The sequence below is a fragment of the Rhodococcus sp. Z6_132 genome (assembly GCF_058133635.1).
The window spans coordinates 1-25,979 of sequence record NZ_JBYUNP010000003.1; the positions used below are offsets into that span (position 1 = coordinate 1).

The window sequence follows — 25,979 nt, forward strand, 5'->3', positions numbered from 1 at the left end:
TGGTACTGCACCCGACAGGGTGTGGGAGAGTAGGACGCCGCCGAACATCATTTGCACCACCACGAAAGAGGATCCCCTTGCGGGGATCCTCTTTCGTGCGTTCACGACCATTTCAGCAATACGTTCCCCGGCTGCGGGATGAATGGTCAGACCGAGTAACCGCCGTCCACGTCGAGCTTTTGTCCGGTGATGAAACCGGCTCGCTCGCTGGCCAGGAAGCACACCGCCTCGGCGATGTCGCCTGCTGATCCGAACCGCCCGAGCGGAATGTTCGCGCGGGTGACCTCCAGCGCTCGCTCGTCCAGCTCGCCGGTGCCGATGAGGCGGGCGGCCATGCCGTCGGTGAGCATTCCCGGACCCACGGCGTTGAAGCGCACCCCGAACCGGCCCTCCTCGGCCGCATATCCGCGCACCAGCTGTTCCACGGCTCCCTTGGTGCCGGCGGAGAGCCCGTCACGGACGGGGTAGCGGGCGGTGGCCGCGGTGGTCACCGCCACGACCGAGCCGCGGGTGCGACGCAGCTGGTCCAGGCACGCGCTCACGATGGTGAAGAAGGCCAGCGCCTCCTCGCGCAGGTGCTGCGCGTAGGTCTCCGGTGCCACGCGCGACAGGTGCACCATCGGCACGTGCGGCCCCGCGGCGTGCACCAGGACGGCCACCGGACCGAAGTCCGCCTCCGCCTGCTGGGCGAGCGCGGCGCACTCCTGGACGTCAGTGAGGTCGAGGGGCCAGGCCCGAGCACGACCGCCGCCGGCGGTGAGCTCGGCGACCAGGGCGTCCGCCGCCGTGTGGTTGGACTGGTAGGCCAGGGCGACGGGGTGCCCCTGGGCGGACAGGCGACGCGCCGTCTCGGCGCCGAGGCCGCCGGTACCGCCGGTGACCAGCGCGCACGTGTTCTCCATGGCGGCACCCTAGCAAGTGCTTGGTTGGTATGCTGCCGGGGTGACCGAGACTTCTGGCCGGCGGGCCGAGCTGCTGCAGCTCGCGGCTGAGCTGTTCGCCAAGCAGGGCCTGCGCGCGACCACTGTGCGCGACATCGCCGACAGCGCAGGCATCCTCTCCGGCAGCCTCTACCACCACTTCCGCTCCAAGGAGGCGATGGTCGAGGAGATCCTCCGGGAGTTCCTGGACGAGCTCTTCGACAGCTACCGCTCCATCGTGGCAGCGGGCCTCGATCCCCGCCACACGCTCGAGGCGCTGGTGGCCACCTCGTTCGACGCCATCGACCGCAGGCACTCCGCGGTGGCGATCTACCAGGACGAGGCCAAGCACCTGGTGGCGCTTCCCCAGTTTCGCTTCATCGCTGATCGCAACACCGAGTTCCGGGACCTCTGGATCGGTGTGTTGCAGCGCGGCGTCGCCGACGGGAGCTTTCGGGCGGACCTGGACATCGACGTGGCCTACCGCTTCATCCGCGACACGGTGTGGGTAGCCGTGCGCTGGTACCGGCCGGGCCTGGCGATGAGCAGCGAGGTGGTGGCTCAGGAGTACCTGGGGATCGTCCTGCACGGCATCTCGGCTCCGGCCTGAGCGGTACTGACTCCCTAGCCAAGCGAGTGCTTGTTAGGTTCACTGTCCGGGAGCTGACTCCGGGACACATCGAGAAGGAGAACACGTGAGCACGTTGTTGGACGGACGCGTCGTCATCGTCACCGGAGCAGGCCGGGGCATCGGTCGCGAGCACGCGCTGGCTTTCGCCGCCGCGGGTGCCAAGGTTGTCGTCAACGACATCGGGGCCGGCCTGGACGGTTCGGCGACCGGTGAGTCGCCCGCCGAGCAGGTGGTGGCCGAGATCAAGGCCGCCGGTGGCGAAGCCGTGGTCAACGGCGACGACGTGGCCGACTGGGCCGGCGCGGAGAACCTCGTGCGCACCGCCATCGACACCTTCGGTGGCCTGGACGTGCTGGTGAACAACGCCGGCTTCCTCCGCGACAAGATGCTCGTGGGGATGAGCGAGCAGGACTGGGACTCGGTGATCCGGGTGCACCTCAAGGGCCACTTCGCCACCCTGCGTCACGCGGCCGCCTACTGGCGCGCGGAGTCCAAGGCCGGGCGTCCCCGCCAGGCCCGCGTCATCAACACCTCCTCCGGCGCAGGCCTGCTGGGCTCGATCGGCCAGGGCAACTACGCCGCAGCCAAGGCCGGCATCGCCCTGCTGACCATCCAGGCGGCCTCGGAGATGGCCTCGTACGGCGTGACCGTCAACGCCATCGCCCCCTCTGCCCGCACCCGGATGACCGAGGCGGTCTTCGCCGACACCATGGCCAAGCCGGAGGGCGACGCCTTCGACGCGATGGACCCGGCGAACATCTCCCCGCTGGTGGTCTGGCTGGGCTCCGAGGAGTCGAGCGACGTCACCGGGCGGGTCTTCGAGGTCGAGGGCGGCATGGTCGCGGTCGCCGACGGCTGGCAGCGCAGCGCGCAGCGTGACAAGGGTGCGCGCTGGGACCCGGCCGAGCTGGGCCCGGTGGTGCGGGAGATCCTCGGCGAGGCGCCGAAGCCGTCGCCGGTCTACGGCGCCCGCTAGCCCGAGCCGTCAGGCCGGCTCGCAGATCACCACCGGGATCTCGCGCTCGGTCCAGGACTGGTAGCTGTCGAAGTCGGCGTACATCGCCACCAGCTTGGGCCACAGCTCGGCGCGCTCGTCGGGAGCGGCGACGCGCGCCCGCATCGTGCGCACGTCCGAGCGGATCTGCACGGTGACCTCCGGGGTGGCCAGCATGTTCAGGAACCACATCGGGTTCTTGGGCAGGCCACCCTGGGAGGCCACCAGCACGATGCGGTCACCGTCGGGCAGGAACAGCAGCGGGGAGACGCGGGGCTGGCCGGTCTTGCGGCCGGTGGTGGTGACCAGGCAGACCGGGATGCCCCGTGGGAAGGCGCTGCCCACGCGCCACTTGCTGCCCACCCGGCCCCCGGTCAGCTGGTAGAGCCGGACGTTGACCGCGGACATCGCCTTGATGACCTTGACGGTCCACGGGGAGTCCAGCCCGCGGGGCCTGGTCGGAGTGCTCATCTCGCTCAGAGCCGCTCGATGATGGTGCCCGTGGACAGGGCTCCGCCGGCACACATGGTGATCAGCGCGGTGGAGGCGTCCCGACGCTCCAGCTCGTGCAGCGCGGTGGTGATCAGCCGCGCGCCGGTGGATCCCACCGGGTGACCCAGGGCCAGTGCGCCGCCGTTGACGTTCACCTTGTCCATGTCGGCCTTGTGCACCTGGGCCCAGGACAGCAGGACGGACGCGAAGGCCTCGTTCACCTCGAAGAGGTCGATGTCGCCCATCTTCATGCCGCTGCGCTCGAGCACCCGCTCGGTGGCCTGCACCGGTCCGTCCAGGTGGTAGAACGGCTCGGCGCCCACCAGTGCCTGGGTGACGATGCGAGCACGGGGCCGCAGGCCCAGCGCCTCGGCGCGGTCGGAGTCCATCAGCAGCACGGCGGCGGCGCCGTCGGAGATCTGCGAGGAGGTGCCGGCGGTGTGGATGCCGTCGGGCATCACGGGGTTGAGCTTGGCCAGGCCCTCCCTGGTGGTCTCCCGCAGTCCCTGGTCGCGGCTCACCAACCCGTCCGCGGTCTGCACCGGCACGACCTCGCGGTCGAACCGGCCCTCGTCCCAGGCCTGGCGGGCGCGCTGCTGCGAGGACACCCCGAGCGCCTCGACGTCGTCCCGGGTGAGGCCGCGACGCTCGGCGATCCGCTCGGCGGCCAGGAACTGCCCCGGCATGTCGATGTCCCAGGAGTCCGGGCGCGGGGTCCCGACGTCCACGCTCAGGTGCGAGCCCAGGGGCACGCGGCTCATCGCCTCGATGCCGCAGGAGATGCCGACGTCGATGGCGCCGGTGGCGATGAGTCCCGCCACGAGGTGGGTGGCCTGCTGGGCCGAGCCGCACTGGCAGTCGACGGTGGTGGTGCCGGTCTGCCAGGGCAGGCCCGCGTTGAGCCAGGCGGTGCGAGTGACGTTGTTGGACTGCTCGCCGGCCTGCGTCACGCAACCGCCGATCACCTGCTCCACCACCTCCGGGCTGATCCCGGACCGGTCGATGACCGCCTGCTGCGCCTTGCCGAGCAGCTCCGCGGCGTGCAGGCCGGACAACCAGCCTCCGCGCTTGCCGATCGGGGTCCGCGCTGCCTCGACGATGACTGGACTACCCACTGGGGGGCTCCTCTCCTGGCCTGCCGCCAACCTAGAACAGGTTCACCGGGCGGGCAACAGGCGCCACGCTCTCCCCTAGCCGGGCGGCGCTTCTCGTGCTTGAATGGGCTAGAACGTGTTACGGGCCACACTGGCCGTAATACCGCGCAACGGAGAGCCAAGCCCCCCACGTCAGGAGTGCAGCGTGACCACAAGCCAGGACGAGACTCGGACACGACCCGGCTTCCCGCCGGGTTTCGACTTCACTGACCCGGACTTGTACCTCGACCGCATCCCGATGGAGAAGTTCGCCGAGGCGCGCAAGACCGCTCCAGTCTTCTGGATGGACCAGCAGGAGGGGACCGGTGGCGGGTTCCACGACGGTGGCTACTGGGTGGTGTCCACCCACGCCGACATCAAGGAGGTGTCCCGCCGCAGCGACGTGTTCTCCTCGGAGGAGAACACCGCCATCACCCGCTTCCGCGACGACATCGAGCGTGAGCAGATCGAGCTGCAGCGGGTGATCCTGCTGAACAAGGACGCTCCGGAGCACACCAAGCTGCGTCGCCTGGTCTCCCGTGGCTTCACCCCCCGGGCCATCAACAGCCTGCAGGAGGCCCTGAACGCGCGGGCCAAGCGGATCGTCGAGGAGGCCGCGGCCACCGGCCAGGGCGACTTCGTCACCCAGGTGGCGTGCGAGCTGCCGCTGCAGGCCATCGCGGAGATGCTGGGCGTGCCGCAGGAGGACCGCATGAAGGTCTTCGACTGGTCCAACCAGATGACGGCTTACGACGACCCGGAGATGGAGACGGACGAGATCCAGGCGTCCATGGGTCTGCTCGGCTACGCCTACGAGCTGGCTGAGCAGCGCAAGGGTTGTCCGATGGACGACATCGTCACCAAGCTCGTCGAGGCGGACATCGACGGCGAGGTGCTGTCCTCCGAGGAGTTCGGCTTCTTCGTGATCCTGCTGGCGGTGGCCGGCAACGAGACCACTCGCAACGCCATCACCCACGGGATGATCGCGTTCATGGAGCACCCCGAGCAGTGGGAGCTGTTCAAGAAGGAGCGTCCGGAGACTGCGGCCGACGAGATCATCCGGTGGGCCACGCCGATCATCAACTTCCAGCGCACTGCGCTGGAGGACACCGTCCTCGGCGGCCAGCAGATCAAGAAGGGCGACCGAGTGGTGATGTTCTACAGCTCGGGCAACTTCGACGAGACGGTCTTCGACGACCCGATGAAGTTCGACATCACCCGGGAGAACAACCCCCACCTCGCTTTCGGCGGCACCGGTGCGCACTACTGCCTCGGCGCCAACCTTGCGCGGCTCGAGGTCAACCTGATGTTCAACGCCATTGCCGACCACATGCCCAACATCACCAAGGTGGCCGAGCCGCGCCGGCTGCGCTCGGGCTGGCTGAACGGCATCAAGGAGCTTCAGGTCAAGTACGCCTGATCGACGGGCGAGCCGGGACGACCGGTTCCGCCCTAGGGCTCCACGAGGGCACTGCGCTGGTCACAGCGTGGTGCCCTCCGGGCGTTGCGGGAGCGCTCGGCAGCGCCGCCGTACGGGAATTGCCCACAACGGAGCGCGGTGCAGAATTGGCCAGGGGAATCGTCGGTGTTCTTGTGCCAGTTGTGTTTCACTGAGCCGGCAAGCCATTGAGAGATTGGTGGTGCTCCCGCAGCGGTGACGTTCGCATGGCAGACGGGAAGGCAGTTTGTTCCTCTCAGCAGTGGGCGCACACGGCGTCAGCTGCAGACGGTCGGGGATGGGGAAACATGGGTCGGCTGATGAACGGGCACGAGCGGCAGCCGGCGCTCGTCGGGGGGCAGAGCTATGTGGACGCGGCAACGGGCTGCCGGTTCACCGCCCTCACTCCGGACGGGGCGCCGGACACCTGGCAGGAGTACCTGGCGGGGGCCGTCGACAACTACCGGAAGTTCGGCGTGCAGAGCGCCATCGACCTGGACAGCGTCCGGGACGGCCGGAGCACCTCGATGTTCTTCGCCATCACCTCCCCGGCGGGTGAGCTCGCCGGCGGCGTGCGCGTGCAGGGCCCCTACACCAGCCCCGCGCAGTCCCACGCCCTCACCGAGTGGGCCGGCCAGCCCGGCTACCAGCAGATCCACGAGATGGTGGCCAGCCGACTGCCGGAGGGGGTGATCGAGCTGAAGACCGCCTGGGTGTCCGATCGGGTCGCCTCCCGCAGCGCCCTCACCGCGGCGCTGTCGCGCACGGTCATCCACGCTCTGGGCTTGCTGGACGTGCGCCACGCCCACGCGACCGCGGCCGGCTACGTGCTGGACCGGTGGTCGACCTGCGGGGGCGTGATCGCCGACGACGTGCCGGCGGTGCCCTACCCCGACGACCGCTACGAGACGAAGCTGATGTGGTTCGACCGTCTCACCTACGGCGAGCTGGCCAAGCAGGACCAAGTGGTCCACATCCTGCGGGAGAGTGCCGCGCTGGCCGAGCAGGGGGGCGTCGGCCGCCGCTACGCCGCGGCGCACGGGCGGGGAGCCACCCAGCTGTGACCGAGGACCAGGAGTGGCGTGCGCAGGTTCTGGACGAGCGGACTGCCGAGGATGGAGCCACCCTCGAGCGGCTGCGCTCGACGGGCACCCGGGTGCTCGACCTGCGCGCGGAGCAGCACGCGGACCTGGCCCGGGTGCAGAGCCTGGTCGGTGCGGAGCCGCTGACCGAGCCCGACCGCTGGGTGCACTACCCGTGGCGCAACACCCTCGTCGGGGTGGTCGGCCCCCGGTCGTTCGACCTGCTGCGCCTGGACCGCAACCGCAACAAGATCACCCGGTCGCAGCAGCTGGCGCTGCGCAGCCGCACCGTGGGCGTGGTGGGGCTCAGCGTCGGGCACGCGGTGGCGCACGCACTCGCCCTGGAGGGCTTGTGCGGGCAGCTGCGCCTGGCCGACTTCGACACCCTCGCGCTGTCCAACCTCAACCGCATCCCGGCCACGCTGCTCGACCTGGGCCTGAACAAGGCGGTGCTGGCCGCGCGTCGCATCGCTGAGCTGGACCCCTACCTCCCGGTCACCGTGTGCACCGAGGGGCTCACCGCCGACAACGCCGAGGAGTTCTTCGACGGGCTCGACCTGGTGGTGGAGGAGTGCGACTCCCTGGACGTGAAGGTGCTGGTGCGCGAGCTGGCCCGCGCGCGTGGCGTCCCGGTGGTGATGGAGACCAGCGACCGCGGCCTGCTGGACGTGGAGCGCTTCGACGTGGACCCGTCCCGCCCGCTCTTCCACGGCCGGCTCGGTGGGCTCACCTCCGCGGAGCTGGCCGGACTGAGCGTGCAGGAGAAGATTCCCTACGTGCTCCGCGTGGTCGACGCCACCCAGGTGTCGGCGAAGATGGGCGCCTCCCTGGTGGAGACCGGCAGCACCCTGTCCACCTGGCCGCAGCTGGGGGAGGACGTGCTGCTGGGTGCGGCCACCGTGGCCGCCGTGGTGCGCCGGATCGGCACGGGCGAGCCCATGCCGTCCGGGCGGGTGCGCATCGACATCGACGGTCAGGTCGCCCACCTCAGCGACCCGCTGGAGGCGGACCGGCAGGATCCCGCGCCCGCCGACGGCCAGGACCCGGGCGCCGAGAACCCTGCCGAGCTTGGCACCGACCCGGCGCTGGCGGTGGTGCAGGCGGTGCGCTGGGCACCGTCGGGCGGCAACATCCAGCCGTGGTCGGTCTCCGCCGACGCCACGGGGGCCCGGCTGCACCTGGTGCGCGAGCGCACCACCGCCATGGACGTCGCGCACCGGGCAGGGCACGTGGCGCTGGGTGCTGCGCTGTACAACGCCAGGGTCGCGGCGGCCTCGCTCGGTGTGCTCGGTCCCGTGCAGCTCTTCCCCGAGGGGCCGAGCAGCGACGTGGTGGCGGAGCTGTCGTTCGGCACCGGAACCGACGAGCAGCTGCGCGGGCGCGCTGGGCTGGTGCTGCAGCGGGTGACCAACCGGGCCACCGGGGACGGCGCGCCGCTGGAGCCCGACGTGGCCGAGCTGCTCACGCAGGCCGCCGCCGACCAGGGCGGGCGGCTGCGCCTGGTCACCGACCGGACGGACCTGGCGGAGGCGGCCGAGCTGCTCGCCGCGGCCGACCGCATCCGCTACCTCACCCCGCGCCTGCACGCGGAGATGGTCGGTGAGCTGCGCTGGCCCGGCCGTGACTCGGTGGCGTCCGGGCTGGACGTGCGCACCCTGGGGCTCGCCGCGCCGGACCTGGCCACCCTGGACGTGGTCCGGCGGGCCGACGTCATGGCCGAGCTCGCCGCCTGGAACGCGGGCCGACCGCTGGGCCGCGACACCCGTGCCCGCGTGCTGTCCAGCTCGGCGCTGGCGGTGGTCACCGTGGCGGGCACCGACGCCGCGAGCTACGTGCGGGGTGGGGAGGCCGTGCAGTCGGTGTGGCTGCGCGCCCACGAGCTGGGGCTGGCGGTGCACCCGACCTCACCGGTGTTCCTGTACGCCGTGGACAGTGCCGAGCTCCGTGAGCTCTCCGAGCCGTTCCTCGACGAGCTGGCGCAGCTGCAGAAGGCCTTCCACAGCCTGGTGGAGCTGCCGCCCAACCACGGTGTCGCGCTCGTCCTTCGACTCAGCAGTGCTGCTGCAGTTACTGTTCGCAGTCAACGACTGTCGGTGGCTCAGCTGTGCCACCAGGACGGTGCAGCGGCTCCGGGCAGCCCCGGTGACTGACACGACGGAGCGGAGACCGATGCACCAGCGGCGGACCTTGGAGGAGCTGGTCACGGGAGTCGCCGCCCGCCTCATGGCAGTGGACTCCCGCACCGTCGTCGAGGCCTGTACCGCCGTGCTGCGCGACCTGGTCGAGTACCTCGACGTGGACGTCTGCTTCCTGCGCCGCAACGACGAGGAGCTGGACGCCACCGTCCTCGTCGCGGAGTGGCCACCACGGACCAACGTGCCCACCCCGGACCCGCTCGCCGTGGTGTTCTTCCGCGACGCCGACCCCATCTTCGCCGCGGCCAAGCACGCCACCGAGGTGAAGATCGTGCGGCCGCACGCCGACGACTACCAGCGCCGCGTCAAGGACGGGTCCGGTGTGGACCAGACGTCCATGGCGGCCGTGCCGCTGCTGTCCGGATCGGTCACCACCGGCGTGCTCGGCTTCGTCAAGCACGGGGACCGTGAGTGGCTGGTCTCGGAGATCAACGCGCTCAAGGCCATCGCCGCCTTTCTCGCCCAGCTGCAGGCGCGCATCGCCGCCGAGGACCGGTTGCGCTACCTCGCCGAGCACGACGCCCTCACCGGGCTGGCCAACCGCCGCAGCCTGCTCAGCGAGCTGGAGCACCGGCTGGAGCCGGGACGACCTGGCCCGGTGGCCGTGCTGTTCCTGGACGTCGACCGGCTCAAGGTGGTCAACGACGCGCTGGGCCACGCCGCCGGCGACGCCTACCTGCGGGCGATCGGTGGCCGGCTGGAGGCGGCGTTCGCCGCTGACCTGGTGGTCCGGATGGGCGGCGACGAGTTCATCATCGTGGTGCGGGCGCCGACCACGATGGACGGTGCGCACCAGCTGGCCAAGCAGGCGCAGGTGGTGGCCGCGGAGCCCGTCCAGCTGCAGACCGAGGAGGTCAGCCGCAGCGTCAGCATCGGCATCGCCCTCGGGGTGCCCGGGCGCAGCTCGGTGGCGGAGCTGGTCGGGTTCGCCGACCAGTCGGCGCTGGCGGCCAAGGCGCAGGGCGGCAACGCCGTCGTCGGCTTCACCGACGAGATGCGCACCCGCGCCCAGGAGCGCAACGACATCGAGATGCACCTGCGCTCGGCCATCCACGGCGACGAGCTGGTGCTGTACTACCAGCCTGAGGTGGACCTGGCGTCGGGGCAGATCATCGGGGTGGAGGCGCTGGTGCGCTGGCAGCACCCGATCCGGGGCCTGCTGCTGCCGGACTCCTTCATCGGCATCGCCGAGTCCACCAACCTCGCCGGTGAGCTGGGCCGCTGGGTGCTGTGGGAGGCGTGCCGGCAGATGCACGACTGGCAGGAGTCCCTGCCCGAGCTGTCGCTGAAGCTGCGGGTGAACATCTCGCCCGCCCAGCTCATCTCCACCGACTTCGTGGAGACCGTGGCGCGGGTGCTGGAGGAGTACGAGCTCAGCGGGGTGGACCTGTGCCTGGAGATCACCGAGCACGCCGTGATCCACGACCTCGACCGCGTGCTGGTGACGTTGCGGGGACTCAACGAGCTGGGCGTGCACGTGGCCATCGACGACTTCGGCACGGGGCGCAGCTCGCTCGGTCAGCTCAAGCAGCTGCCGGTGGACACCCTCAAGATCGACCGCGGCTTCGTGCACAACCTCGGCAACAGCAGCGACGACCTGGCCATCGTCAAGTCCATCATCAGCCTCGCCGACTCCTTCGGCCTGGACGTGGTGGCCGAGGGGGTGGAGACCGTGCAGGCAGCCGAGATGCTGCTGGAGCTGGGCTGCGGCAACGCCCAGGGCTACCTGTTCAGCAAGCCGGTGCCGCCGGCGGAGGTGCTGGAGATCCTGCAGCGCGGCGGCAAGGTGGCCGACTACCCGGCCGACCGCTGAACCCCGTACACGCGTACCAGGTCGAGCACGAGGCCGGGCCGGTCAGGACGGGCGGCGCAGCGTGGCCATCGCCCGATCGGTCTCCCAGAACGCCCGCAGGGAGACGATGAGGCCCTCGGCGTTCACCCGGTAGATGAACACGCCCTCGGCGTCGACCTGCACGTTCTCGTCCACCGTGGTGGTGATGACGCCGACGTTGGCCACCTCGTCGCCGCAGGCGAAGGAGTCGGCGATGGTGAAGGCCACCTTCTGCGCGGTGCCCACCGAGGCGTCCCAGAAGTCGGCGATGGCCTGCTTGCCCCGCTGGCCGCTGCCGTCGGGGGAGAAGTGCGAGGGCCCCACGGGGTCCTCGATCACCGCGTCCTCGGCGAACAGGGCCACCCACTCGTCCTTGGCGCGGCGCCCGACGGCGTCCATCGACCGCCGGGACGCCACCCGCGCAGGATGCTCCTCGGGCTGGTGCCCGACGGTGTGGGAGGCAGCGGCGTCCGGAGCGGTCATGGCGTCACACCTTCTCGATGACGGTCTCGGCGAACTTGCGGATGGAGTCCTTCTTGGCCTCGAGCTCGCCGTCGAAGGGGATGCCGTCGAAGGACCACGGCACCACGATGGCGTCGGTGACACCGATGGCCGCCTGCTCCTGGTAGCCCTCCAGGCCGAAGCGGTCGATGCACACCGCCTGGATCTCGAAGGGCTCGTCGGCGCGGTCGTACTCTGCGCGCAGCTCACCGAGGCGGCCGATGACCCGCTCCAGCTCGGCGATCTTCATCATCGCCGAGGTCCAGCCGTCACTGAGCCGGGCAGCCCGGCGCAGCGCGGCGTCGACGTGGCCGCCGACGTAGATGGGCACCGGCTCGGTGGGAGCGGGGCTGATCTGCAGCCGGTCGAAGTCGAAGAACTCCCCGTGGTACTCCACCATGCCGCCGCCCAGGGCGAGCTTGATGACCTCGATGGACTCGTTCGCCCGGGCGCCCTTGCGCTCGAAGGGGACGCCGCACCACTCGAACTCCTCCGGCGACCAGCCCAGGCCGACGCCGAGACCGAACCGGTTCCCGGTCATGTTGGCGACCGAGCCGATCTGGCGGGCCAGCAGCAGCGGGTTGCGCGAGCCCAGCTTGAGCACCGCGGTGTAGAAGCGGAGGGTGCTGGTGACCGCACCCATGGAGGCAGCGGCGACGAACGGGTCGACCCAGGGTGTCTCCTCGGTCCACATCCGGCCACCGTCGGGGGTGTACGGGTACTTGGCCGCCACCTTCTCCGCGTAGAAGAGGGAGTCGGGCAGGGAGACGGAGGTGAACCCGCACTCCTCCGCGGTCCTGGCCAGCTCGGGAAGCTGGTCGAGGGGACTCATGGCAATGGCCAGGGTGAACTTCACCGTGCAGCTCGCTTTCGATCGTCGGGAGTCTTGTCCTGCCCGAGCACCCACATGGCGTAGAACTGGGAGCCGCCACCGTAGGCGTGACCGAGCGCGGTGCGCACCCCGTCCACCTGGTGATCGTCGGCGGTGCCCATCACCTGACGGGCCGCCTCGGCGAACCGCAGCATGCCGGAGGCGCCGATCGGGTTCGACGACAGCACACCACCGCTGGCGTTGACCGGCAAGCGCCCGTCCTGCTCAGTCTCACCGGCCTCGGTGAGCTTCCACCCCGCGCCCTCCTCGGCGAACCCGAGGTTCTCCAGCCACATCGGCTCGAACCAGGAGAACGGCACGTAGATCTCCGCGGCGTCGATCTCGCGCAGCGGGTCGGTGATGCCGGCCTGCTTCCACAGCGCGGCTGCGGCGTCCCGGCCGGCCTTCGGGTTCACCTGGTCGCGACCGGCGAAGGTGGTGGGCTCCGAGCGCATCGCCGTGGCGTGGATCCAGGCCACCTGCTTGCCGGTGGCCGCCGCCGCGGACTCGTCGCCGATCACCATGGCGCAGGCACCGTCGGAGGACGGGCACGTCTCGTCGTAGCGGATGGGGTCCCACAGCATCTTCGACGCCTGCACCGACTCCACCGTGATGTCGGGCTGGTGCAGGTGCGCGTAGGGGTTGGTGGCGCCGTTGCGCCGGTCCTTGGCCGCCACCATGGCGCCGATGTGCAGCGGCGCGCCCGAGCGGCGGATGTAGGAGCGGACGTGCGGGGCGAAGTACCCGCCCGCGCCCGCACCGACCGGCATGGAGAAGGGCACGGCGATGGACAGCGCCCACATGGCGTTGGACTCCGACTGCTTCTCCCACGCCACCGCCAGCACCCGCTTGTGCAGCCCGGCCTGCACCAGGCTGGCCGCGACGTTGGCGGTGGAGCCACCGACGGAGCCGGCGGTGTGCACCCGCAGCAGCGGCTTGCCCCGCGCGCCCAGGGCGTCAGCCAGGTACAGCTCGGGCATCATCACGCCCTCGAACAGGTCGGGCGCCTTGCCGATGACCACGGCGTCGATGTCGTCCCAACCCACGCCGGCGTCGATCATCGCGCGGTCGATGGCCTCGCGGCACAGCCCGGCCATGGACACGTCCAGGCGCTTGGCCGTGTGGTTGGTCTGTCCGACGCCGAGCACGGCGGCTGGCTGCTTGCTCATGAGTCCCGGCCCTCCATCACGCAGATCAGGTTCTGTTGCAGCAGCGGCCCGCTGGTGGCGTGGCCGAGCACCTTCTGGTCCTGCCCGCGCATCACCCGCGACGCGGCCTCGCCGATGCGGCTGAGCCCGGCGGAGAACATCGGGTTGCCCGCCAGCACCCCCCCGGAGGGGTTGACGGTGGTCTGGCCGTTGAGGCCGATGGCCTCGCGCAGCAGGATCTGCTGGTGGCTGAACGGGGCGTGCAGCTCAGCTGCGGTGACGCCGTCCACCCCGCCGGCAGCGCGGGCGGAGGCGGTGGTGGAGGCCGACGCCAGCAGGTCGCGGGTGCCGATGGCCGGGGAGTCCACCCGGTGCTCGATGCCGGTGATCCACGCCGGGTTCTCGCACAGCTCCCTGGCCCGCTCGGCCGAGGCCAGGATGACGGCTGAGGCCCCGTCGGTGATCGGGGCGCAGTCGTGCATGCGCAGCGGGTCAGCCAGGTAGGGCGCCGCCAGCAGCTCGTCCACGTCGACGTGGCCGGACAGCTGCGCGTGCGGGTTGTTCATCGCGTCGCTGCGGCTGCGGGCGGCCACCTCGGCCATCTCCCGCTCGCTCCAGCGACCGCTCTCGATGCCCAGCCGGGCCTGCAGGCCGGCCAGCGCCACGGAGTCCGGCCACAGCGGCGCGGCCACGTACGGGTCTAGCTGCATGGCCAGCACCCGGCGCAGGTCGCCCGCGGAGGACTTGCCGAAGCCGTACACCAGGGCGGTGTCGGCCTCGCCGAGCTTGATCTTCACCCAGGCCTCGTACAAGGCCCAGGCGGCGTCCATCTCCACGTGCGACTCGGTGATGGGCGGAAAGGCCCCGATCGCGTCGATGGCGGAGATGAACGAGAAGGCGCGGCCGGCCAGGTAGTCCGACGACCCCGAGCACCAGAAGCTGATGTCTCGGTTGGTCAGCCCGGTGGCTGCGTAGAGCTCTTGGAAGATGGGCACCAACATCTCGACACCATTGGTGGTGCCATGGGTGCGGCGCACGTTCGGCGCCTGGGCAAAGCCGACAACGGCAACGTCTCCCACTGGTCGGCCTCCTCTCGGGTCTACAGGTGGTGGGAGTAGGTCTCGTACGCAGCGTCGGGCTCGCCGCTCGGCTCGAAGTGACGGATGTTCTCCAGCGTGTAGCCCCACTCCTCGGCGGGCTTCCACACGGCTCGCACCCGCATGCCCATCCGGACCTCCTCGGCGTCGCAGCCGAGGATGAGGTGCAGGAAGGCGATGTCGGCGCCGTCGAGCAGGACGTACGCGGCGACGTAGGGCGGCTTGATCCGCTGCCCGGCGAACGGCACGTTCACGATGCAGAAGGTGGTGACCGTCCCGGTGTCGGGCAGCTGCACCTCCTCCTCGGTGGGCACGCCGTCGGTGGGGCAGGCGCCACGGGGCGGGATGTAGACCTTCTCGCAGACCGGGCAGCGCTGGCCGAGCAGCTTGCCCTCGGCCAGGCCACGCAGGTAGGCGCTCTCCTCCGGGGAGGCGGAGTGGGTGAGGCTGAGCGAGAACGGTGTGGTCAGCATGGTGACCTGCGCACCGTCCGCGCTCGCCGCGGGAGCGCCGGCTGCCGGGGCGTCACCTGCGGGCTCGAAGCAGACGATGTCCTGGATGCGCCCCAGCGGCTGGGCCGCCCACCGGGCCCGCACCCGCATGCCGGTGCTCACCCGCCCGGGGTCGCCGCCCACGTCCACGGCGTGCAGCAGGGCGGTGTCCGCCCCGTCCAGCTGCACCAGCGCCCAGGCGAAGGGCGTGCTCAGCGGCTGACCCTCCAGCGGCTGCGGGGCCCACGACCAGCTCAGCACCGTGCCGGTGTCGGCCACGTCCACGAAGTCGGTGAGCGCAGCGGCAGTGATCGGGTCGTACTCCACGGGGGGTACGTGCACCGTGCCGTCCGAGCCGCGGACCCCGATGACGTGGCGCGACCGCAGCGCCGTCATGAACGGGCCGAGAGTGGCGCCGAGGGATCGGGTGTAGTCGAACGCGATGTCCAGTGGTGCGCTCAGGTTCTCCACAACCGGAGTAGAACACGTTACAACTTTGTTTCACAAGACCTTACGATGCAGCAACTGCGACGGAGGGTGTGGACATGCAGCTGGGACTACAGCTCGGGTACTGGGGCGCACAGCCGCCGGAGAACACCGGCGAGCTGGTGCTCGCGGCCGAGGACGCCGGCTTCACCTCGGTGTTCGCGGCCGAGTCGTGGGGCTCCGACGCGTTCACCCCGCTCGCCTGGTGGGGCTCGCAGACCTCACGGGTGCGGCTGGGCACCTCGGTGGCGCAGCTGTCCGCCCGCAGCCCCGCCGGCTGCGCGATGCACGCCCTCACCATGGACCACCTCACCGGCGGGCGCTTCATCCTGGGCCTCGGCGTCTCCGGCCCCCAGGTGGTGGAGGGCTGGTACGGCCAACCCTTCGCCAAGCCGCTGGCGCGCACCCGCGAGTACGTGTCCATCGTGCGGCAGGTGCTGCAGCGGCAGGCTCCCGTGGTCAACGACGCACCGCACTACCCGCTGCCCTACCGCGGGCCCGGCTCGACGGGGCTGGGCAAGTCGCTCAAGCCCATCACCCACCCGCTGCGCGCGGACCTGCCCATCTGGCTGGGCGCCGAAGGGCCGCGCAACGTGGCGATGACGGCGGAGATCGCCGACGGGTGGCTGGCCGTCTTCTACTCGCTGTCGCTGGCGGGCATGTACGACGAGTGGCTGGACGAGGGCTTCGCCCGGGCCGGCGCGCGACGCAGCCGGGCGGACTTCGAGATCGCGGCCACCTGCACCGTGGTGGTGACCGACGACGCCGCTGCCGAGCTCGCCCGCCTCAAACCGACGATGGCGCTGTACGTGGGCGGCATGGGCGCGCCGGAGATGAACTTCCACGCCGAGCTGTTCCGTCGGATGGGCTACGGGGAGGTGGTCGACGACGTCACCCGGCTGTTCCTCTCCGGGCGCAAGGAGGAGGCGGTGGCGGCGGTTCCGGACGAGCTGGTGGCCGAGACCGCGATCATCGGCGACGCCGAGCACGTCCGCGCCCAGGTGTGGCAGTGGGAGCAGGCGGGAGTCACCAGCCTGGTGGTCGGCTGCCGCGACACCGCCAGCATCCAGGTGCTGGGCGAGACGCTGGTCAACCCGGACCCTGCCGAGGCGGGGCCCGGGCCGGCGCCGGCCTAGCGGCCCTTGAACTGCGGCGTGCGCTTCTCCGTGAACGCCCGGGGGCCTTCCTTGGCGTCCTCGCTCTGGAACACCGACAGGCCCAGCTTGGCGTCGATCTTGAAGGCGTCGTTCTCGTGCAGGCCCTCGGTCTCCCGGATGGTGCGCAGGATGGCCTGCACGGCGAGCGGGCCGTTGGCCGCGATCATGTCGGCCAGCTCGTGGGCCTTGGCCAGCGCCTGCCCGTCCGGCACGACGTGGCCGATCAGGCCGATCTCCTTGGCCTCGGGCGCACGCACGTGGCGTCCGGTCAGCAGCAGGTCGGCGGCGACGGTGTAGGGGATCTGGCGGGGCAGGCGCACCGCGGAGCCGCCCAGCGGGAACAGGCCCCAGCGGGGCTCGGAGACGCCGAAGCGCGCGCTCTCGCCGGCCACGCGGATGTCGGTGGCCTGCAGGATCTCGGTGCCGCCGGCGATGGCGGGCCCCTCCACCGCGGCGATGAGCGGCTTGGTGAGCCGGCGCCCCTTGAGCAGCGGCTCGATGACCGAGAAGTCCGCGCCGCCGTTGTCACCGGGGTGCGCGCTGCTCATGGCCTTGAGGTCGGCGCCGGCGCAGAACGCCCCGCCCGCCCCGGTGAGGATGCAGGCGCGGATCGCGGGGTCCTCGTCCACCCGGTCCCAGGCCTCGCGCATGATCTGCATCATCGGGCCGGACAGCGCGTTCTTGGCCTGCGGCCGGTTCATCGTGACGACGAGGGTGGACCCCTGCAGCTCGACGAGGCAGTGCGGCGCCTCTGCGGTGGTCGCTTCGGTCGAAGTCACGATGGGCCTCCTGGCGGTGGGAACGCGGTCTGCTATTGCGCCGAACAGTAACAGGTTCTAGTTTGAAAATGTGGCCTACAACATAGCGGACCTGTTCGAACACGCGGTCGACCTGTTTCCGGACCGCAAGGCCCTGGCCTGCGAGGACATCGTCGTCAGCTACCGCGAGCTCGAGGAGCGCGCCAACCGCCTGGCGCACCACCTCGCCGCGCACGGCGTCGGCACCGGCTCGCACGTCGGGCTCTACACCCACAACCGGGTGGAGGCCATCATCTGGATGATGGCGGTCTACAAGCTGCGCGGCGTGATCATCAACGTGAACTACCGCTACGGCGAGCAGGAGCTGCGCTACGTGGTGCAGAACTCCGACATGGTCGCGCTGCTCACCGAGCGGGAGTTCGCCGACAAGGTGGCCGCGGTGCGCCCGGAGACCCCGACGCTGCAGCACGTGCTGGTGCTGGACAACGCCGACGGCGCCGCGGCGGGCACCGACTTCGAGGCCGCGATGGCCGGGGAGTCCGCGGAGCGCGACTTCGGCGAGCGCAGCTCCGACGACCTCTACATCCTCTACACCGGCGGCACCACCGGTCCGCCCAAGGGCGTGATGTGGCGGCACGAGGACGTCTGGCGGGTGCTCGGCGGCGGCGTCAGCTTCGTCACCGGCGAGGCGATGGCCGACGAGTGGGCCCAGGCGCGCGAGGGAGAGGCCTCCGGAGGGATGACCCGGCTGTGCCTGGCTCCGCTGATTCACGGCAACGCCCAGTGGGCGGCGATGCAGGCGCTCTTCGCCGGCGACACCGTGGTGCTGGTGCCCAAGTTCGACCCGGTCGCCATCTGGCACTCCATCGCCCAGCACAAGGTGAACGTGGTGGTGCTCATCGGTGACGCCATGGCCCGCCCGATGATCGAGGAGTACCTGCGCGGTGACTACGACGCCTCGTCGGTGTTCGCCATCTCCAGCAGCGCGGCGCTGTTCTCGCCCACCGTCAAGGACCAGTACCTGGACGCGCTGCCCAACGTGGTCATCACCGACGCCGTCGGCTCCTCCGAGACCGGCTTCAGCGGGATCGGCATGCTGACCAAGGACTCGGAGAAGTGGACCGAGGGCCCCCGCGTCAAGCTCATCCCCAACGCCATCGTCGTCAACGACGAGGGCAAGCAGGTGGAGCCCGGCTCCGGCGAGATCGGCCGGCTCGCCCGGGGCGGCTACATCCCGATGGGCTACTACAAGGACCCGGAGAAGACCGCCACGCTCTTCACCGAGGTGGACGGCAAGCGCTACGCCGTCCCCGGGGACCTGGCGCGCATCGAGGCCGACGGCACCATGACCCTGCTCGGCCGCGGCAACACCTGCGTGAACACCGGTGGTGAGAAGGTGTTCCCCGAGGAGGTGGAGGGTGCGCTCAAGGGTCACCCCGACGTGTTCGACGCACTGGTGATCGGCGTGCCCGACGAGACGTGGGGCCAGCGGGTGGCCGCCCTCGTCCAGCCCCGCCCCGGCACCTCTCCGGCGTTCGACGACCTGGACCGCCACGTCCGTGGTCAGCTCGCCGGCTACAAGGCCCCGCGCAGCCTCTGGCTGGTCGAGGAGATTGAGCGCCTGTCCACCGGCAAGGCGGACTACAAGTGGGCTCGGCAGCACGCCGAGCAACGACCTGAGGAGGACCTGTGCGCACCGCGCTCAGCGAACAGTTCGGCATAGAGCACCCGATCTTCGGCTTCACCCCGTCCGAGCACGTCGCCGCGGCCATCAGCCGCGCCGGCGGTCTGGGGGTGCTCGGCTGCGTGCGGTTCAACGACGCCGAGGAGCTCGACGCGGTGCTGACCTGGATGGACGAGAACACCGACGGCAAGCCCTACGGGGTGGACATCGTGATGCCGGCGAAGATTCCGCAGGAAGCCGCGTCCATGGACCTGCAGAAGCTCATCCCCGACGAGCACCGGGCCTTCGTGAACCGCACGCTGGACGAGCTCGGCGTCCCGCCGCTGGACGAGGACGAGGAGCGCAACGAAGGGGTGCTGGGCTGGCTGCACTCCATCGCCCGCTCGCACGTCGACGTGGCGCTGCGCCACCCGATCAAGCTGATCGCCAACGCGCTGGGGTCCCCGCCCAAGGACGTCATCGACCTGGCGCACGAGAAGGGCGTGCCGGTGGCGGCGCTGGCCGGCAAGGCCGAGCACGCGGTGCGGCACGTGGACAACGGCGTGGACATCGTCATCGCCCAGGGCTACGAGGCCGGCGGGCACACCGGGGAGATCGCCTCCATGGTGCTGCTCCCGGAGATCGTGGACGCCATCGGCGACCGCGCCTCGGTGCTGGCGGCCGGCGGCATCGGCTCCGGCCGGCAGGTCGCCGCCGCGCTGGCGCTGGGTGCCTCCGGGGTCTGGATGGGCTCCTACTGGCTGACCACCGCGGAGTACAAGCTCGGTGAGATGCCCGCCGACGACGGTGGGCCCTCCACGATGCAGCGGGCGCTGCTGGCGGCCACCTCCAGCGACACCGTGCGGATGCGCAGCTACTCGGGCAAGCCCGCCCGGCTGCTCAAGACCCGCTGGACCGAGGCGTGGAGCGCCGAGGGTGCCCCCTCCCCGCTGCCCATGCCGCTGCAGAACGTCCTGGTGGGGGAGGCGCACCAGCGCATCGCTCGCTCCACCGACCCCGAGGTGGTCTCCATGCCGATCGGGCAGATCGTGGGCCGGATGAACGAGATCAGGCCGGTGGCCGAGGTGATGGCCGACCTGGTGGGCGAGTTCGACGCGACGGTGTCGCGGCTGGACACGCTGCGCTGACGACCCTTGGCTGAGCGCTTCCCACCGGGTGGGGCTTCTAGGGTGACGGGATGATCGCCCCCGTCGTCAGCCCCGCCTGGTGGGACGCCCACCGCACCGACGTCGTGCTCGCCGACGTGCGGTGGTACCTCGACGGCCGCTCCGGCCGCGCCGCCCACGAGGCGGGCCACCTGCCGGGAGCGGTGTTCGTCGACCTCGACCGGTGCCTGGCCGCCCCGCCGAGCCCGGAGCAGGGCCGCCACCCGCTGCCCGACCCCGAGGTGTTCGCCGCCGAGCTGGGCCGGCTGGGCATCGGCGACGACGACACGGTCGTGGCCTACGACGACGCCGGGGGGCGCAGCGCTGCCCGCCTGGTGTGGCTGCTGCGGGCCACCGGCCACCAGGCTGCGCTGCTCGACGGCGGGCTGGCGGCCTACCGGGGTCCGCTGGAGACGGCGCCCGTCGGCCGCGCGCCCACCACCTTCACCGCCCGGCCCTGGCCGCGGGAGCGGCTGGCGGACCTGGACGAGGTGGTGGCGCAGGCGGGCGGTGGCGCCGGCGTGGTGCTCGACGCCCGGGCCCCCGAGCGCTACCGCGGCGAGCACGAGCCGGTGGACGCCCGGGCCGGCCACGTCCCCGGGGCGAAGAACCTGCCCACCCAGGCCACGCTGGCCGAGGACGGCACCTTCCTCCCGGCGGCCGAGCTGCGCCGTCGCTTCACCGCGGCGGGCGTGCGGGCGGGTGCGCCGGTGACCGCCTACTGCGGCTCGGGAGTGACCGCCTGCCACAGCCTGCTGGCTCTGGAGCTCAGCGGGTTGGGTGCCGGTCGCCTCTACCCGGGGTCGTGGTCGCAGTACAGCAGCGATCCCCGCCGCCCCGTCGCCACCGGGGCATCACCAGGTGGTGTCGTGGACCAGGAAAACTGCCTGTGACCTGGGACTTGTCGCCTCTCAGGGCGTGACGCAGGCCGCTTTCCGGGGCCGATTTCGGGGGTCCAGCCTGTGATCCGAGTCACCGATCCCGGGCTGCTGACAAAAGCGTCCCGTTTTGCGGACATGCCGGCTGACCTGCGGAAACGGTGACGTCGCGGGTCGCCGGGGAGGCGTTACCTACCCGAGACCTTGGCGCTGCGGGGCCTCGACGCACCCGTGCTCGGTCCGTACGTTCGTTTGTGGCCGGGAACAACCGGCCGACACCGGGCCCGCCGCGCTCAATCCTGTCCCGCGGGCATCCGGAACCTCCGATCTAACCAGGGACAGGGACGGAGGACCCACATCCAGGGGCACACCCGGGATGCCGGCCGGAACCGCTGATCAGCGGCTCTGACCTTGGGGTGAAGCCAGCAGGCCCAGCTCGTGGACCTGGTGGCCGGGCAACCTCTCAGCCCGAACCCGACAGCTGACTCCGCAGGCGCAGGGAGAGGATCTACCCATATGACTCGCAAGACCACCACCGCCTCCAAGCACTCCACCGGCGCCCGCAACGCCGCCAAGGTCGTCATCGCCGGCCTCGTCGTCGGTGCCCCGATGGCGATCTTCGCCTCGCCGGCCTCCGCCGCCGGCAACGACTGGGACGCGGTCGCGCAGTGCGAGAGCACCGGCAACTGGTCCATCAACTCGGGCAACGGCTTCTCCGGTGGCCTGCAGTTCACCCCGAGCACCTGGAAGGCCTTCGGCGGCTCGGGCTCGGCCCACAACGCCTCCAAGTCCGAGCAGATCGCGGTCGCCGAGCGCGTGCTCGCCGGCCAGGGCAAGGGTGCGTGGCCGGTGTGCGGCAAGAACCTCGGTTCGGGCAACGCCTCCGCCAGCAGCTCCACCGCGAAGGCCACCACCAAGTCGGCCCCCAAGGCGCAGGCCCCCAAGGCTGCGACCACGCAGAAGGCGCAGGCGCCCAAGGCCAGCACCGCCAAGGCGCAGGCCCCCAAGGCCAGCACCGCCAAGGCACAGGCGCCCAAGGCTTCGGCTGCCAAGGCGCAGGCCCCCAAGGCCAGCTCCGCCAAGGCCACCACCAAGGCGAAGGCAGCCAAGTCCAGCGGCAAGACCTACACGGTGAAGTCGGGCGACACCCTGTCGTCCATCGCCTCCACCCAGGGTGTGAGCGGCGGCTACCAGGCGCTGTTCAGCATCAACAAGGGCAAGATCAGCAACCCGAACATGATCTTCGCGGGCCAGACCCTGACCCTCGCCTGATCCTGCTCACCGGCTCGGCCTCGGCTGAGCCAGCTGAACCAGCACAGGACCCCGCCACCGGCAACGGTGTGCGGGGTCCTGTGCTGTCTGCGTGGACGGCCGGAGGGCGGTGGCTAGGCGGGCTCCGCGGCCAGGGTGGCGCCCAGGCGCAGCAGCTGCGCCGTCGCCGCCCCCAGCTCGAACTCGTTGCGCTTGGCCGCGGTGAAGTACCGGTGCAGGGCGTGGTCGGTGTCGATCCCCACGCCGCCGTGCACGTGCACCGCGGTGTGGCTCACCCGGTGCCCGGCGTCGGCAGCCCAGAACTTGGCGGTGGCCACCTCCGCGGTGCTGGGCAGGTCCTCCGCCAGCCGCCACGCCGCCTGCCAGAGCGTGAGCCGGATGGCTTCCACGTCGATGTAGGCGTCCGCCAGGCGCTGGGCCACTGCCTGGAAGCTGCCGATGGGACGGCCGAACTGCACCCGCTCCCTGGCGTACTCCGCGGTAAGCTCCAGCGCCCGCTCGGTGACGCCCAGCTGCAGCGCACAGATCCCGACGGTGCCGCGGTCCACCAGCCAGGTCAGTGCCGCCTCGCCGTCGGTGCCGAGGACCCGGTCGGCGTCCAGGCGCACGTCGGTCAGCTCCACCAGGCCGGCGCTGCCCCCGTCCACCAGCTGCTGGTCCTGCACCTGCACGCCGGGATCGTCGCTGCGCACCAGCAGCACCACCGGGCCGGCGTCGGTGGCGGCCGCGACCAGCACGGCATCGGCCACCGGCGCCCAGGACACCGCGGACTTGGCGCCGTTGAGCACCCAGCCGTCGCCGCTGCGCTGTGCCCGGGTGCCACCGGTGCCGGGCTCGTCCACCAGCGCCACGGTGAGCACCAGCTCACCCGCCGCGGCCGGTGCCGCCCACCGCTCGCGCTGGCTGTCCGTGCCCAGCTCGGCGATGGCCGCGGCGGCCATCACCACCGACTGCAGGTACGGCACGGGCGCCACCGCCCGGCCCAGCTCCACCAGCACGCTGCACTGCTCGAGCAGGCCGAAGCCACCGCCACCCACCTGCTCGGGGAGGGCGGCGGAGAGCACGCCCGCGGTGGCCAGGTCGGCCCACAGCTGCTGGTCCCAGCGCGGCCCGGTCTCCACGGCGCGCAGCCGCTCCTGGGTCACCTTGTCGGTGAGGATCTGGCGAGCCAGGCCGCCGAGGTCCTGCTGGGCATCGGTCAGGGAGAAGTCCACGTCGAGCTCCTAGCGCTTGGCGGCGGGCAGGCCGAGGGCGAGCATGGACACGATGTCGCGCTGGACCTCGTTGGTGCCGCCACCGAAGGTGAGGATCAGCGAGGAGCGGTGCATCCGTTCGACGCGGCCCTGCAGCAGGGCGCCGGCCGAGCCGTGCCGGACCACGGCGCTGTTGCCCAGCACCTCCATCAGCAGCCGGTACGCCTCGGTGGCGAGCTCGGTGCCGAAGACCTTGGTGGCCGAGGCGTCGGCGGGGGTGGGGGCCTGGCCCACGCTCCAGGCGATCTTCCAGTTGATCAGCTTGAGGAAGTCGGCCTTGGCGTGCACCCGGGCCAGGTGCAGCTGCACCCACTCCTGGTCGATCACCCGGGTGCCGTCGGGCAGCTTGGTCTGCTGGGCCCACTCCCGCACCTCGCGCAGGGCGGTGCGCACCGGGGCGGAGGAGGTCAGGGCGACCCGCTCGTGGTTCAGCTGGTTGGTGACCAGCGGCCAGCCCGCGTTCTCCGCCCCGACCCGGGAGGTCACGGGGACACGGACGTCCTCGTAGTAGGTGGCACTGGTGCCGGGTCCGGCCATGGTGTGCACCGGCGTCCAGGAGAACCCGGGCGCGTCGGTCGGCACGATGAGCATGCTGATGCCCTTGTGCTTGGGTGCCTCGGCATCGGTGCGGCAGGCCAGCCACACGTAGTCGGCGTACTGGATGAGGCTGGTCCACATCTTCTGCCCGTTGACCACGTAGTCGTCGCCGTCGCGCACCGCCCGGGTGCGCAGCGAGGCCAGGTCGGTGCCGGCCTCGGGCTCGGAGTAGCCGATGGCGAAGTGCAGCTCACCGGCGGCGATGCGGGGCAGGAAGAAGGCCTTCTGCTCCTCGGTGCCGTACCGCATGATCGTCGGGGCCACGCTGTTCACCGTCAGGAACGGCACCGGCGCCCCGGCCACCGCCGCCTCGTCGGTGAAGATCAGCTGGTCCATCATCGGGCGGGCCTGCCCGCCGTGCTCGGTCGGCCAACCCAGGGCCAACCACCCGTCGGCGCCCATCTGGCGGACGATCTCCTTGTAGGTGTCGCCGGTGCCGTACTCGCCCTGCGTGGAGCTCATCGCCTCGCGGCGCTCCGGGGTCATCAGGCGCGCGAAGTAGCTGCGCAGCTCACGCCGCAGCTCCTCCTGCTCGGGGGTGTAGCTGATCCGCATGGGCCCTCCTGGCTGGAACAGGTTCTTGCGACACTAGCGCGGACCATTGCTTCTCGGTAGAACCGGTTCTAGTGTCGGTCAGGGCCTGCTCGCGAGGCGGCCGGGCCGAGTCGGTCACCGATCGTTCGCAGTGGAGGCATTCCGATGAAGGTCACTGTCGACTTCGACCTGTGCGAGGCCAACGGAGTCTGTGCCGGCCTGGCGCCCAAGGTCTTCGACCTCGACGACGACGAGCAGCTGACGATCTTGCAGCCGGAGCCGCCGGAGGAGCTGCAGGCGCGGGTGCGCAAGGCCGTGGAGCGCTGCCCCAAGAGCGCCCTCGCCCTCGAGGAGTGAGGCCCGTCCGTCTTGGTGCTGTCGAGCCGGACGAGAACACGTTCTAGCGTCGAAAGTCCCGCCGCCCAGCCGACTCGAGGAGCACCGATGAGCTTTGCCCGCAGATCAGGTCCGACCGGTCGGGTGTGCCGCCGGTGAGCGAGAAGCCACTGGCCGGCAAGGTCGCCGTGGTCACCGGAGCCGGCGCCGGGCTGGGCCGGGCGGAAGCGCTCGCGCTCGCCGCCCAGGGTGCCGACGTGGTGGTCAACGACATGGCCGACACCGACGTGGTGGACGAGATCAAGGCGCTCGGCGTGCGGGCGGCCCTGGTGCAGGGCGACGTGGGTGAGCGCACCACCGCCGACGAGCTGGTCCGCACCGCGGTGGAGGACCTCGGCGGGTTGCACGTGGTGGTCAACAACGCCGGCGTCACCCGCGACCAGATGCTGTTCAACATGAGCGACGCCGACTTCGACCTGGTGGTGCGGGTGCACCTGCGGGGGCACTTCCTGCTCACCCGCAACGCCGGCGCGTACTGGCGCGAGCAGTCCAAGCAGGCCGGCGCCCCGGTGTACGCCTCGCTGGTGAACACCTCGTCCGAGGCAGCCTTCTTCGGCCCCGCCGGGCAGGCCAACTACGGCGCGGCCAAGGCCGGCATCACCACCCTGACCATGACCGCCGCCAAGGCGCTGAGCCGCTACGGGGTGCGGGCCAACGCCATCTGCCCGCGGGCCCGCACCGCGATGACCGAGGCGGTCTTCGACGCCCCACCGTCCGACGGGCCCGACCCGCTCTCGGTGGACAACGTGGCCCCGCTGGTGGCCTACCTGGCCTCGCCCGCCGCCGCGGCCGTCAACGGCCAGGTGTTCGTGGTCTACGGCGGGAAGGTGGCGCTGATGGCGCCGCCGACCATCGAGCAGAAGTTCTCCTCGGCGGGTGCGATGTGGACCCCCGAGGACATCGAGCGCTCCATCGGCGGGTACTTCGCCGACCGCGATCCTGCGCGGATGTTCGTCAACACCGACCTCGCACACCTCGCCTGAGGAGGCCGCACC

The 25,979-nt window shown here is 71.0% G+C and carries 24 protein-coding genes and 1 riboswitch; of the genes, 13 read left to right on the forward strand and 11 right to left on the reverse strand.

Going from position 1 to position 25,979, the window contains the following annotated elements; all coding sequences use genetic code 11:
- Positions 1–146 precede the first annotated feature (146 nt).
- Complete coding sequence (locus AC3YO9_RS13135) at positions 147–902, reverse strand: SDR family NAD(P)-dependent oxidoreductase (protein WP_489983491.1); 756 nt, start codon at positions 900–902, stop codon at positions 147–149.
- A gap of 40 nt (positions 903–942) precedes the next feature.
- Between AC3YO9_RS13135 and AC3YO9_RS13140 the strand changes: the two genes are divergently transcribed.
- Together AC3YO9_RS13140 and AC3YO9_RS13145 are read left to right on the forward strand one after the other, a co-directional pair.
- A complete protein-coding gene (locus AC3YO9_RS13140) occupies positions 943–1,530 on the forward strand; it encodes a TetR/AcrR family transcriptional regulator (protein WP_164860550.1) in 588 nt (195 codons plus the stop codon).
- 85 nt (positions 1,531–1,615) lie between these two features.
- The gene (locus tag AC3YO9_RS13145; protein WP_489983492.1) at positions 1,616–2,527 is read left to right on the forward strand and encodes an SDR family oxidoreductase; all 912 of its coding nucleotides are present in this window, start codon (positions 1,616–1,618) and stop codon (positions 2,525–2,527) included.
- Positions 2,528–2,536: 9 nt separating this feature from the next.
- Here AC3YO9_RS13145 and AC3YO9_RS13150 read toward each other — a convergent pair whose 3' ends face one another.
- Both AC3YO9_RS13150 and AC3YO9_RS13155 read right to left on the reverse strand, forming a co-directional pair.
- Entirely contained in the window at positions 2,537–3,016 is a 480-nt protein-coding gene (locus AC3YO9_RS13150; protein WP_489983493.1) for a nitroreductase family deazaflavin-dependent oxidoreductase, read from the reverse strand.
- Between the two features lie 5 nt (positions 3,017–3,021).
- Positions 3,022–4,152 (reverse strand): steroid 3-ketoacyl-CoA thiolase, encoded by a 1,131-nt coding sequence (locus AC3YO9_RS13155; RefSeq protein ID WP_489983494.1) that lies wholly within the window; start codon positions 4,150–4,152, stop codon positions 3,022–3,024.
- A gap of 184 nt (positions 4,153–4,336) precedes the next feature.
- Here AC3YO9_RS13155 and AC3YO9_RS13160 point away from each other — a divergent pair, with 184 nt between their 5' ends.
- From AC3YO9_RS13160 to AC3YO9_RS13175, 4 genes are all read left to right on the forward strand, one after another.
- On the forward strand, positions 4,337–5,590 hold the full coding sequence (locus AC3YO9_RS13160) for a cytochrome P450 (RefSeq protein ID WP_241249628.1): 1,254 nt from the start codon (positions 4,337–4,339) through the stop codon (positions 5,588–5,590).
- A 326-nt stretch (positions 5,591–5,916) separates the two neighbouring features.
- Complete coding sequence (locus AC3YO9_RS13165; protein ID WP_127781904.1) at positions 5,917–6,672, forward strand: hypothetical protein; 756 nt, start codon at positions 5,917–5,919, stop codon at positions 6,670–6,672.
- Entirely contained in the window at positions 6,669–8,840 is a 2,172-nt protein-coding gene (locus AC3YO9_RS13170; RefSeq protein ID WP_489983495.1) for an Rv1355c family protein, read from the forward strand. Before AC3YO9_RS13165 ends, AC3YO9_RS13170 begins: the two co-directional genes overlap by 4 nt.
- Before the next feature lie 19 nt (positions 8,841–8,859).
- Positions 8,860–10,698, forward strand: coding sequence for a putative bifunctional diguanylate cyclase/phosphodiesterase (locus tag AC3YO9_RS13175; RefSeq protein ID WP_127781906.1), 1,839 nt, complete (start codon positions 8,860–8,862; stop codon positions 10,696–10,698).
- 42 nt (positions 10,699–10,740) lie between these two features.
- Here the strand turns inward: AC3YO9_RS13175 and AC3YO9_RS13180 are convergent, their stop codons facing one another.
- The 5 genes from AC3YO9_RS13180 to AC3YO9_RS13200 are packed head-to-tail and all read right to left on the reverse strand — an operon-like array spanning position 10,741 to position 15,295.
- Positions 10,741–11,199 carry a nuclear transport factor 2 family protein gene (locus AC3YO9_RS13180; protein WP_489983496.1) on the reverse strand — a complete coding sequence of 153 codons (459 nt, stop codon included), beginning with the start codon at positions 11,197–11,199 and terminating at the stop codon, positions 10,741–10,743.
- Between the two features lie 4 nt (positions 11,200–11,203).
- The gene (locus AC3YO9_RS13185; protein WP_127781908.1) at positions 11,204–12,073 is read right to left on the reverse strand and encodes a TIGR03619 family F420-dependent LLM class oxidoreductase; all 870 of its coding nucleotides are present in this window, start codon (positions 12,071–12,073) and stop codon (positions 11,204–11,206) included.
- Complete coding sequence (locus AC3YO9_RS13190; RefSeq protein ID WP_127781909.1) at positions 12,070–13,257, reverse strand: thiolase domain-containing protein; 1,188 nt, start codon at positions 13,255–13,257, stop codon at positions 12,070–12,072. Before AC3YO9_RS13190 ends, AC3YO9_RS13185 begins: the two co-directional genes overlap by 4 nt.
- Positions 13,254–14,315 (reverse strand): thiolase family protein, encoded by a 1,062-nt coding sequence (locus AC3YO9_RS13195; protein ID WP_127781910.1) that lies wholly within the window; start codon positions 14,313–14,315, stop codon positions 13,254–13,256. The genes AC3YO9_RS13190 and AC3YO9_RS13195 overlap by 4 nt, the downstream gene beginning before the upstream one ends.
- A gap of 20 nt (positions 14,316–14,335) precedes the next feature.
- A complete protein-coding gene (locus tag AC3YO9_RS13200) occupies positions 14,336–15,295 on the reverse strand; it encodes a Zn-ribbon domain-containing OB-fold protein (RefSeq protein WP_241249637.1) in 960 nt (319 codons plus the stop codon).
- A gap of 74 nt (positions 15,296–15,369) precedes the next feature.
- Between AC3YO9_RS13200 and AC3YO9_RS13205 the strand changes: the two genes are divergently transcribed.
- Positions 15,370–16,446 carry an LLM class F420-dependent oxidoreductase gene (locus tag AC3YO9_RS13205; RefSeq protein ID WP_489983497.1) on the forward strand — a complete coding sequence of 359 codons (1,077 nt, stop codon included), beginning with the start codon at positions 15,370–15,372 and terminating at the stop codon, positions 16,444–16,446.
- Here the strand turns inward: AC3YO9_RS13205 and AC3YO9_RS13210 are convergent.
- On the reverse strand, positions 16,443–17,246 hold the full coding sequence (locus AC3YO9_RS13210) for a crotonase/enoyl-CoA hydratase family protein (protein ID WP_489983498.1): 804 nt from the start codon (positions 17,244–17,246) through the stop codon (positions 16,443–16,445). The two genes, AC3YO9_RS13205 and AC3YO9_RS13210, sit on opposite strands and share 4 nt — an antisense overlap.
- Positions 17,247–17,316: 70 nt before the next feature.
- On the opposite strand from AC3YO9_RS13210, the gene AC3YO9_RS13215 reads away from it, so the two are divergent.
- The 4 genes from AC3YO9_RS13215 to AC3YO9_RS13230 all read left to right on the forward strand — a co-directional run bounded on the left by AC3YO9_RS13215 (position 17,317) and on the right by AC3YO9_RS13230 (position 22,204).
- A complete protein-coding gene (locus AC3YO9_RS13215) occupies positions 17,317–18,948 on the forward strand; it encodes an acyl-CoA synthetase (protein WP_127781913.1) in 1,632 nt (543 codons plus the stop codon).
- On the forward strand, positions 18,915–20,036 hold the full coding sequence (locus AC3YO9_RS13220; protein WP_489983499.1) for an NAD(P)H-dependent flavin oxidoreductase: 1,122 nt from the start codon (positions 18,915–18,917) through the stop codon (positions 20,034–20,036). Before AC3YO9_RS13215 ends, AC3YO9_RS13220 begins: the two co-directional genes overlap by 34 nt.
- 53 nt (positions 20,037–20,089) lie before the next feature.
- Entirely contained in the window at positions 20,090–20,947 is an 858-nt protein-coding gene (locus AC3YO9_RS13225; protein ID WP_489984053.1) for a sulfurtransferase, read from the forward strand.
- 296 nt (positions 20,948–21,243) lie between these two features.
- A riboswitch (cyclic di-AMP (ydaO/yuaA leader) is annotated at positions 21,244–21,442 on the forward strand.
- Between the two features lie 6 nt (positions 21,443–21,448).
- On the forward strand, positions 21,449–22,204 hold the full coding sequence (locus AC3YO9_RS13230) for a transglycosylase family protein (protein ID WP_489983500.1): 756 nt from the start codon (positions 21,449–21,451) through the stop codon (positions 22,202–22,204).
- Between the two features lie 113 nt (positions 22,205–22,317).
- Here the strand turns inward: AC3YO9_RS13230 and AC3YO9_RS13235 are convergent, their stop codons facing one another.
- Both AC3YO9_RS13235 and AC3YO9_RS13240 read right to left on the reverse strand, forming a co-directional pair.
- Positions 22,318–23,418 (reverse strand): acyl-CoA dehydrogenase family protein, encoded by a 1,101-nt coding sequence (locus tag AC3YO9_RS13235; protein WP_127781916.1) that lies wholly within the window; start codon positions 23,416–23,418, stop codon positions 22,318–22,320.
- A 9-nt stretch (positions 23,419–23,427) separates the two neighbouring features.
- Positions 23,428–24,609 carry an acyl-CoA dehydrogenase family protein gene (locus AC3YO9_RS13240; protein ID WP_127781917.1) on the reverse strand — a complete coding sequence of 394 codons (1,182 nt, stop codon included), beginning with the start codon at positions 24,607–24,609 and terminating at the stop codon, positions 23,428–23,430.
- Positions 24,610–24,753: 144 nt separating this feature from the next.
- Between AC3YO9_RS13240 and AC3YO9_RS13245 the strand changes: the two genes are divergently transcribed.
- Positions 24,754–24,945 carry a ferredoxin gene (locus AC3YO9_RS13245; RefSeq protein ID WP_127781918.1) on the forward strand — a complete coding sequence of 64 codons (192 nt, stop codon included), beginning with the start codon at positions 24,754–24,756 and terminating at the stop codon, positions 24,943–24,945.
- Between the two features lie 134 nt (positions 24,946–25,079).
- The gene (locus AC3YO9_RS13250; protein WP_489983501.1) at positions 25,080–25,967 is read left to right on the forward strand and encodes a 3-oxoacyl-ACP reductase; all 888 of its coding nucleotides are present in this window, start codon (positions 25,080–25,082) and stop codon (positions 25,965–25,967) included.
- Positions 25,968–25,979 lie beyond the last annotated feature (12 nt).